The sequence below is a fragment of the Paenibacillus sp. O199 genome (genome assembly GCF_001636635.1).
In the GTDB taxonomy this organism is placed as follows: Bacteria; Bacillota; Bacilli; order Paenibacillales; family Paenibacillaceae; genus Paenibacillus; species Paenibacillus marchantiae.
On record NZ_LGRP01000008.1, the window covers coordinates 25461 to 34037 of the forward strand.

General features: G+C 41.1%; 11 protein-coding genes. 10 read left to right on the plus strand and 1 reads right to left on the minus strand.

The window, feature by feature from the left end:
- The first annotated feature begins 142 nt into the window (after positions 1 to 142).
- The 4 genes from A6049_RS14080 to A6049_RS14095 all read left to right on the plus strand — a co-directional run bounded on the left by A6049_RS14080 (position 143) and on the right by A6049_RS14095 (position 2102).
- Positions 143 to 571, plus strand: a complete 429-nt coding sequence (locus A6049_RS14080) for a GNAT family N-acetyltransferase (protein ID WP_063565270.1) — start codon at positions 143 to 145, stop codon at positions 569 to 571.
- 65 nt (positions 572 to 636) lie between these two features.
- Positions 637 to 1047, plus strand: a complete 411-nt coding sequence (locus A6049_RS14085; RefSeq protein ID WP_063565271.1) for a DUF6157 family protein — start codon at positions 637 to 639, stop codon at positions 1045 to 1047.
- Between the two features lie 62 nt (positions 1048 to 1109).
- Positions 1110 to 1601, plus strand: coding sequence for a GNAT family N-acetyltransferase (locus A6049_RS14090; RefSeq protein WP_063565272.1), 492 nt, complete (start codon positions 1110 to 1112; stop codon positions 1599 to 1601).
- A 27-nt stretch (positions 1602 to 1628) separates the two neighbouring features.
- A complete protein-coding gene (locus A6049_RS14095) occupies positions 1629 to 2102 on the plus strand; it encodes an NUDIX hydrolase (RefSeq protein ID WP_063565273.1) in 474 nt (157 codons plus the stop codon).
- Here A6049_RS14095 and A6049_RS14100 read toward each other — a convergent pair.
- Entirely contained in the window at positions 2099 to 3001 is a 903-nt protein-coding gene (locus A6049_RS14100; protein ID WP_063565274.1) for an ArsR/SmtB family transcription factor, read from the minus strand. The two genes, A6049_RS14095 and A6049_RS14100, sit on opposite strands and share 4 nt — an antisense overlap.
- Before the next feature lie 177 nt (positions 3002 to 3178).
- On the opposite strand from A6049_RS14100, the gene A6049_RS14105 reads away from it, so the two are divergent.
- The 6 genes from A6049_RS14105 (at position 3179) to A6049_RS14135 (ending at position 8455) form a co-directional block, all read left to right on the plus strand.
- Entirely contained in the window at positions 3179 to 4669 is a 1491-nt protein-coding gene (locus tag A6049_RS14105) for a glycoside hydrolase family 43 protein (RefSeq protein ID WP_063565275.1), read from the plus strand.
- Between the two features lie 197 nt (positions 4670 to 4866).
- Positions 4867 to 5730, plus strand: a complete 864-nt coding sequence (locus A6049_RS14110) for a GNAT family N-acetyltransferase (protein ID WP_063565276.1) — start codon at positions 4867 to 4869, stop codon at positions 5728 to 5730.
- A 48-nt stretch (positions 5731 to 5778) separates the two neighbouring features.
- Positions 5779 to 6324 (plus strand): GrpB family protein, encoded by a 546-nt coding sequence (locus tag A6049_RS14115; protein WP_063565277.1) that lies wholly within the window; start codon positions 5779 to 5781, stop codon positions 6322 to 6324.
- Between the two features lie 41 nt (positions 6325 to 6365).
- Positions 6366 to 6794 (plus strand): hypothetical protein, encoded by a 429-nt coding sequence (locus A6049_RS14120; protein WP_063565278.1) that lies wholly within the window; start codon positions 6366 to 6368, stop codon positions 6792 to 6794.
- Positions 6795 to 6834: 40 nt separating this feature from the next.
- Positions 6835 to 7362 carry a cysteine hydrolase family protein gene (locus A6049_RS14125; protein ID WP_063565279.1) on the plus strand — a complete coding sequence of 176 codons (528 nt, stop codon included), beginning with the start codon at positions 6835 to 6837 and terminating at the stop codon, positions 7360 to 7362.
- 625 nt (positions 7363 to 7987) lie between these two features.
- Complete coding sequence (locus A6049_RS14135) at positions 7988 to 8455, plus strand: hypothetical protein (protein WP_063565281.1); 468 nt, start codon at positions 7988 to 7990, stop codon at positions 8453 to 8455.
- Positions 8456 to 8577: the final 122 nt, after the last annotated feature.

Sequence of the window (8577 nt, forward strand, 5' to 3'; positions counted from 1 at the left end):
TTTTTGTTCTGGACCTGTAAGGAAAGAACCGCTAATCAGCAGGTGGAAAAAGAGGAAGTTACTGTTCGCATATACCGCTTTTTGGGTTATTATGGACGTAGTTATCATTTAATTTACTATTTAAGTTGAGGAGTGGAACCTGATGATCAGAGAGGCCGAAGCAAGGGATGTCGAGGTTATTGAAAGGTTGTACAAAGAATTATTACCGAACAACCTGAATACGAAGGTACTGGCGGAGCGGATTGAAGAAGTAAGGGATAATCCCAACAGTTTCTTATTTGTTTACGAAGTCGATGATCAGGTTATTGGGACTGCGCATTTACATATTTGTCTGGATGCTTTAGTGGAAAATAGACCTTTTGGCGTGGTTGAGCGGGTTATCATTACGGAGCATGTGCAGAGCAAGGGTCATGGATCTGAACTTATGAAGTATATAGAGGATGTATGCATACAGAAAAATTGTATAAAAGTGTTTCTCACCAGCGGTTCATCCAGGTACGAAGCACACGGCTTCTACACGAAGTTAGGGTACGATGGGGAATCCAGCAAGGCTTTTAAGAAATATTTATAAAACAGCTCAAGCTTGATCGTATATTCGTATCCTTTAATTTTCTGAATTGATGGGAGGATATATAGATGAAAGACATGAACTACTATGAAACTTTTATTGCAGTAGCAGAAGATTGCCCTGTTAAAGTGGCAGAGATCCCCAAAGCCAAAAACGGCAGTAAAACCGTTCCAGTTATACAATATGAAATGATAGCAAACCACCCTTATCAATATACGCAAGAGGATGTCATGTTTGAAGTGTTCGCGCAGCGCAATGATATACCCGACGAACAAAGATCCATAGAGAGAACCAAGTTTTTCTCTAAGGGACAACCCTGTCTTCGTACTTCTTCGTTGGGTAAGCGTTACGGTTGGGGTATTCATCATAATTCACAAGGAAAAGTGGCGATCTACGCCGTTGAATCCGAAGTCTATAAAGAGTTCTTAAACGATAGTAGTTTAAAACATGTAAAGGCGATGCGTTCGAGCCGTCAATAGCTCTATCCGTTGGAGCACCAATGCTCAGCGTGAAATTTAAAAGAGAACTATAGGGAGGCAGTATGATAGTAGACCTCACTCCAGTAACGTTGGCAGAGAAAAATATGTTATCGAATCTGTATCAACTGTACCATTATGATTTCAGCGAATTTACAAGCGAGGATATCAATCAAGAAGGCAAATACGATGTGAATATTGACTTCATTTGGGAAGGTGATAACAGGTGGAGGCCATATTTCATTACGATTTCTGGCACTATAGCCGGCTTTGTGATTGTACTACTTGAAAATTTAGATACCGATTCAGATCCTACACATGTAATCTATGACTTTATGATCCTGAAGAAGTTTAGAAGAAGTGGAGTTGGATATGCTGCTGCGATGCAGATATTTGAGTTATACAAAGCCAATTGGGCACTTGCTCAGATGGAGAGTAACACTCCTGCAATAGCGTTCTGGCGAAAGGTGTTAAAAGATTATACAAACGATCATTATACGGAAACATTCAGAGACGATGCCAGAAAGTATATTCAGACATTTAGTACGAAGGAATAAAAACAAACATAGGTTAAGGAGAAAAAAATGAAAATTCGTTCTGTCTCATTAGCTATTTTGAGGAAAGAAGATCGCATTTTGGTTCAGGAAATTAACTTCCCGGATATTTCAACTACTTTCTACAGACCTATTGGTGGAACGATAGAGTTCGGTGAGAACAGTAAGAAAACTCTGATCAGGGAGCTCAAGGAAGAGTTGGATCAAGAGATCGAAGAGCCCCGATTAATTTCCATTATTGAAAATATTTTTGGGATAGAAGATGAATTAGGTCATGAAATTGATTTTATCTATGAAGCATCATTTATAGATAAATCTCAATACAACCAGGAAGAATTTGTTGGAATAGAAGGCTCTATCCCCTATAAAGCATGTTGGAAACCAATCACTTATTTTTCAACAACAATGGATGATGTAAAGCTAGTTCCTGATGGACCGTTCATTCAAAGGAATACGTTTGAAGAGAAGAACGGGATTATTCGTTACTACATAAAGAAAGATTAGCGTTGTACGCGTATGACAATATCCTGGTCATGATTGCCGAACCCGGAACCATAAAGTGTTAATCCCCCGACGTTAGCCCCCTCCTCGTCAACTGTGAAACGAAGCGTCCAGAATGGCTGCTCCAGTTTGATATCCTCGATCGTCACGTCCGACATCCGCTCTCCATCCATATACGTACCCGAGTCATCAACACGAATCGTCTTTAATAATCCATATTGATTCACATTGCGATGCCACCATGTTGGTGTATATTTGCCTCGGGCAGCTCTTCCGAAGTCAGCGGGGCTTGTCCACGTTCCAAGCGAAATGCCGTTAAACGTAAATCGGATATCCGATGGCCAATGATCTCTTAAACCCGGGGCTTCAGAAGCCAGTTCCACTGAAATTTCAATGGCGTTAGCAGTCTGATCGGGAAGCATATAGTTAGGCGTTTTGTATTCGACATAACCTCTTCCAAACCAAAGGATGGCAGCGTGAACCCGCTCAGGATCAAGAAAGTAGCGTGGGTCGTCCCAAACACCAATTTCTTTCTCGTGTGTTCCAAGTCCACAGGTAGGATGGATTTCAAATGCAGTATAGTGCCCCACTGAAATTGTCTGCTCTCTAATTCTTGCTGTCCGGCTGGGGGATGGTAGTTCGATCTCAATGTTATTTTGTTTGAGGAAACACAATTTGTGCGTGCCTCCATTCAGGCGTATCCTACGGCTATCAATCAGTCCGGCTTGCTCAAGCTTTCGTATGTGCATCGTGACGATGGAGGGGCTAAGTTCTAACGCAGCCGCAATATCCTTGACATTCATTTCGCTATCTGCAATCAAATCCATGATCCTCCATCTAACCTCGCTTGCCAGCGCTTCGTATAATGGTATGAATTTTGGATCTCCGTTCGCTTTGATCATCTTTAACAATCTCCTAACCAGATCTATTGAAATCATATATATATTAATTTAATGAATTTAACTGGACTCTTCAACTCTAATGCATTGAAAGTATGTTTGCGATAGTGTTTAATTTTTTTATCTACTTATGAAGTTGGATTCTTAAATATATGAATTATAGAAAAAGAGGTGGCTCAAATGAAATACAATAATCCGGTTATTAAAGGATTCTATCCTGATCCGAGCATCTGCAAGGTGGATGACACTTATTATCTGGTGTGCAGTTCTTTTCAGTATTTTCCGGGTGTCCCGCTTTTTGAAAGCAAAGATTTATTGAATTGGACCCAAATCGGTCATTGTTTAACTCGAAAAAGCCAGATTCGTCTGGAGACGGTGGGCAGCTCTGGAGGTGTCTTCGCCCCTACAATTCGATACAACAATGGGCGATTCTATATGACCACGACGAACGACACGACGCGTCAGAATTTCTACATATGGACTGACGATATATACGGGGAGTGGTCAGAACCGATTATTGTGGATCAAGGGGGAATCGATCCGGATTTGTATTTTGAAGATGGTAAGGCCTTCTTTATGAGCAACGGGACCGATGATGAAGGGATTGGGGGAATCATTCAGTGTGAAATTGACATTGAAACAGGTCGCAAAAAGACTCCAAGCCGTTCAATATGGCAAGGATCAGGCGGACGTTATCTGGAAAGCCCACATTTGTATAAAATCAATGGATACTATTACCTCATGGCATCTGAAGGCGGAACCGAATACGGTCATATGGTCACGTATGCGCGGGGAGATTCTCCTTCGGGTCCTTTCGAGCCCTATGCCAAGAATCCTGTTCTGACCAACCGTAATCTGGGCGGTTACGAATTGCAGGGGGTTGGTCATGGCGACTTGATTCAGGACGAGGAAGGCAACTGGTGGATTTTCCATTTGGGATTCCGTCAGAGTGGACAATGGCTTACCTATCATCATCTGGGCCGAGAAGTATTCCTTACGCCAGTTAACTTTGATGAGGAAGGCTGGTTTACGGCAGGGCATGAAGGTACGACGCTTATGAGTTTTGACACTGATCGTATTTCCGACATAGTCATTCAACAAGAGAAGAAAAGCTATACGTTTGAGAACACGGATTGGAATCTGGACTGGTGTTATCTTCGTCATCCCAATACAGAAAATTATTTGTTAGAGCAAAGCAACTTAAAGTTAAAAGGAACCGAAGTGACACTGGATGTTCCAGCATCCCCGACATTCATTGGCCTACGCCAAAAAGACTTTGATGCGACCATCTCTGTTGACGTTAGTCTTACGAATGGCGAGGCAGGCATCACCATCTATATGGATGAACAGCACCATTATGACTTGGCCATTCGCAAAGAGCAGAGCGGGTATAAGGTGATTGAGCGTCTGAATATTGGGGATATCAAATCAGTCGAAAATGAAGTTGAACTGGGAAGTGATCATCATGCCACATTGGTTATACAGGCAAGCCATGAACGCTACAGCTTCCTAATTCATGCAGATGGCAAGGATATCCTCTTAGGTACAGCACAGACGAAATACCTTTCTTCAGAAGTTGCCGGGGGATTTACAGGGGTGCTCATTGGTCTATACGCGAGCGGAGAAGGTTCTGTAGCTGAGTTTTCTAAATTTAAGTGTGATTATATCTGAAAAGGTAAGGGGAGGGACTTTTGTTCCTTCTCTTTTTTTGTCAATTCTCGTGATTTCTCAAACAAAAGTGTAGTAGCACTTGTTTATGTATTATATAGCCGTAGCAAAGAATGAGTTGTATGCTGAGAATCAAATATAGATTACAACATATTTGGATAACCACCGAGAAGTAAGTTGTAGTAGAGAGGGAGAAGGCAATGAGTGATAAGACTTCATATTCGTTAGTAGCAGCGAATCAAACTAGCTATGCCAAGTATTTTGCGACGTATAGAAAGAATATCTGGTTTAGACCGAGCTGGGTATCTCTTCAAGAAATGATGTTAGACGCAAGTGATTGTTATTGGATCTATCAAGACAATCAACGAGTGGGCGGGATTTCTTTGACAAGCAGTGAGCTCGGATCTTTCTTCATGATTCCTCCGTCCATGTTGACTGTAGATCTGGTTCATTTCTTAAAGAATTATGCCATTCAAAATTCAGGGGGTCAGTCAAAGGTAGATGCATACAATGTTCTGGCTGAACATATTGATGTGTTGAAGTCGGCTGGTTTCGAAGTGTTAAACACAAGAAAATGTATGATTAGACCTACGGAGAAGATTGAAAATGACCTGCATACTGATTTTATTTCTATTAAACCCAAATTGGAGCATTTGCCAAGCATTGTTCAAGTCATGAACGAATCATATCGTGGAGGAATGGATGAGGGAAATCTGGATACATATCGGGATGACGTGAGTTATTATTTTGAACATAACCGTCAGGATGAGCTATTGAATGCATCATCGGTTTTAGTAGATAAAAAGACAAACGAGGTTGTTGGATTTTGTTTGATTTCGATGTGGGAGGATATACCTCTTGTGTATGATATAGCAGTTAAGCCGTGCTATAGTAATCAGGGTTTGGGAAGATATATGTTATCCAAGGCGATTTCTCATCTGGAAGGTTTCTCTCCAACCATTCGTTTATTCGTTACATTAGGAAATAAGGCTGACTATTTATATACCAGATTAGGTTTTCTTTCAGGAGAGGAAACATCTCACTTGGTTTATAGAGTCGTGTAGAGAAATGATGATAGAAACTATACTTAATGAAATCGAAGGGAGGACTACATGGAAGATCAATGGAGAATTGCAACGTATGATCCTGCTTGGAGGCCAATGTTCCTCGAAACCGGGATGAGATTAAGAGAGGCGTTGGGAGAAAAGGCTGTGCGGATTGACCATGTCGGATCAACTTCCATCGTCGGAATGGATGCCAAACCGATCATAGATATACAAATTTCCGTATCTAAGTATGATAGTTTGCTTAACTACAAGCATGAAATTGAAGCGTCCGGCTTCGTTTTCAGAGAAGAAAATCCGGATAAAACCAAGCGATATTTTCGCGAAGTACCCGGATGCAGGAGAACGCATGTACATGTAAGACAAGCAGGGAGTTTCTCTGAACAGATGAACTTGCTTTTTAGAGATTATTTGAGGGAACATCCAGAGGATCGATTGAAATATGCGGAAGATAAGCACAGGCTTATGGCATTATACAAGGACCAGCGGCCAAAATACGTGGAAGGCAAAGGACCGATGGTGTGGAGCATATTAGAGAAAGCTCATCTATGGTCCCAAGAAATCGGGTGGCAACCGGGAGAATCTGACGCATAGGAACATTCATTGTATATGGATAACCTTATGGGAGTGGTGATATGAACATTGGAAGAAAGCTCCTGACGACCGTTCTAACCATCATTAGTTTCACTTTAATTGCAAGTATCATATCCATGAATGAATCTTACAGCTTTGATTTCTATATTCTTGTTTATCTTGTATATGCGACTCCCCTGATCACATTGATCGGGCTACCGTTATCTTTATTGCTGGACTATCTGTTGAGCAGAATCCAGTTCGTTAATCATGCCTTGTATCTAAGTCTGAGAATACTGGGTTACGCATGTGCTGGAGTCTTAGGTATGTATATCTATTATTTACTCATGGGCGCTGGAGAAGAAATTTTAAATTTTAAAGAGTCGTTAGTTTTGAGCTTATTTGGCGTCCTAGCTGCTATACTATTTGTGTTGATCGATCTGGGTTTGGAAGGTTTGTTAACGGTGCGAAAACGGAAGAAGGAGTCATAACAAGTGCTGATTTAATATTATTTTTCAGGAGGAATATAAGATGCCAACCCACTGTGCACTTCTTGTAATCGATGTTCAGGTAGCCATGTTCGATGAATCAGATCCCGTATATCTGGGGGACGTATTGCTTCAGAAAATACAACACGTCATTTCCAAGGCTCGGGAAAAAGGTCACTCCGTTATCTACATTCAGCATAGTGAAGGAGCAGGCAGTCCCCTTGAGCGTGGAACGGCAGGTTGGGCGATTCATCCGTCCATTGCGCCGATCACTGGTGACCTTATTATTGAAAAGCTTACACCGGATTCGTTTCACGAAACAGATCTGAACATGAAATTACAAGAAAACGAAGTGAAGGATCTTATTCTGACTGGCATGCAGACGGAAATATGCGTGGATACGACTTGTCGCAGAGCAAGTAGCCTTGGCTATGCACTAACCTTGGTTCGTGATGCTCACAGCACATGGAATTCCAACATTCTTCAAGCTGAGCAAATTATAGAACATCACAATTCGGTTCTGAGTATGTTTGCGAATGTGGTGGATACCGAAAATGTAATGAATGGATGAGATGAGTTGACGTTTAATAAAAGAATATTTAATCTTTCGGCTTGGCTTGCTGTATTAGGTTTGATCTTTATTCCAGGAACAGCCTACACGGAGGGGACTTTACGAACAGAGTATGGTTTTCCATTGCGGTTCTTTACTGATTATCATTATAAGAAACCTGATGATACGATCTGGTTCCTTTCCAATGTTTATGTGAATGCTCTTCTTTATCTGTTTAATGTCCTGTTTATATACGCTGGAATTCATGTTTTACTCTATGTAAAGAAGAGAATGACGAAGCCAAAAGAGTAGGGAGCTGCGACGATCGCGGCTCTTTTGTTTTTTCCATATCATGGGTTATGATAGAAGGCTTATGATAATTGAGGTATACAGCCAGCTAGCGGAATGAAAGTAGGGATCGTTGCAGAAATGCTGACGATCCTTTTTGTATACCTTTGCGGACGGTAGAGAACAGGGGAATTATATTAGACTAATAATATCCCATTAAGCTTCATGTCCACGTTTTGAGCTGGCCGCCCATAAAATTTTGAAATTGTAATTATTTTCTTATTGTATATACATGTAACTTATGGTAAGTTTGCTAAGCTATTTTTATGTATATTTTTAAATAAGAGGGTTTTAAATTATGAAGAAAAGCACTTTGTTCGTAGGTTTGTCGGCATTATCCTTGGTAGCAGCTGTCACGCTTGCATCTGCAGCACCAACAAATAATGTAGGGGACTCATCAGCAACTACTGCATCTGCACAAGGCGAAGGAATCATTACCCCAATGGCAGTTGATAATGAGATTGTGAATTCACAGATTTCCGGAAGTAGCTACACGAAGAGTTTTAATATCCAAGCAAATTATGGATGGGTCAAAGTTTGGGTTCAAAATACATCTAAGGAAACCCTAACTGTCCGAGTTACTCAAAGTACTCTGTCTGGTACTCAAAAAATGTTATTCTCTGTAGCTCCTGGTGCAACTTGGTCTGAATATGGAACAAAACCATGGGCAACAGGTACCCACTGGGTTAGCATCAGCACTAAAAAGAGTGGCAACATGTCAGGATTGCTTTCTGTTAAACTTGCAAATTCGAAGGAAGAGCTTTAATACAGAATAAAATAGAAATCTTAGGCTGCAAACTGAATTCGGTATTTACCGGCGTCAGATGTTGTTTTCAACTAGCAGGCTGTCAAAAAAGGATCGTTGCAGATATGCTGACGATCCTTTTT

Excerpts from the sequence above, each read along its gene's own strand:
- A6049_RS14080 (WP_063565270.1), top strand. The coding sequence starts at position 143 with ATGATCAGAGAGGCCGAAGCAAGGGATGTCGAGGTTATTGAAAGGTTG.
- A6049_RS14085 (WP_063565271.1), top strand. The coding sequence starts at position 637 with ATGAAAGACATGAACTACTATGAAACTTTTATTGCAGTAGCAGAAGAT.
- A6049_RS14090 (WP_063565272.1), top strand. The coding sequence starts at position 1,110 with ATGATAGTAGACCTCACTCCAGTAACGTTGGCAGAGAAAAATATGTTA.
- A6049_RS14095 (WP_063565273.1), top strand. The coding sequence starts at position 1,629 with ATGAAAATTCGTTCTGTCTCATTAGCTATTTTGAGGAAAGAAGATCGC.
- A6049_RS14100 (WP_063565274.1), bottom strand. The coding sequence starts at position 3,001 with ATGATCAAAGCGAACGGAGATCCAAAATTCATACCATTATACGAAGCG.
- A6049_RS14105 (WP_063565275.1), top strand. The coding sequence starts at position 3,179 with ATGAAATACAATAATCCGGTTATTAAAGGATTCTATCCTGATCCGAGC.
- A6049_RS14110 (WP_063565276.1), top strand. The coding sequence starts at position 4,867 with ATGAGTGATAAGACTTCATATTCGTTAGTAGCAGCGAATCAAACTAGC.
- A6049_RS14115 (WP_063565277.1), top strand. The coding sequence starts at position 5,779 with ATGGAAGATCAATGGAGAATTGCAACGTATGATCCTGCTTGGAGGCCA.
- A6049_RS14120 (WP_063565278.1), top strand. The coding sequence starts at position 6,366 with ATGAACATTGGAAGAAAGCTCCTGACGACCGTTCTAACCATCATTAGT.
- A6049_RS14125 (WP_063565279.1), top strand. The coding sequence starts at position 6,835 with ATGCCAACCCACTGTGCACTTCTTGTAATCGATGTTCAGGTAGCCATG.
- A6049_RS14135 (WP_063565281.1), top strand. The coding sequence starts at position 7,988 with ATGAAGAAAAGCACTTTGTTCGTAGGTTTGTCGGCATTATCCTTGGTA.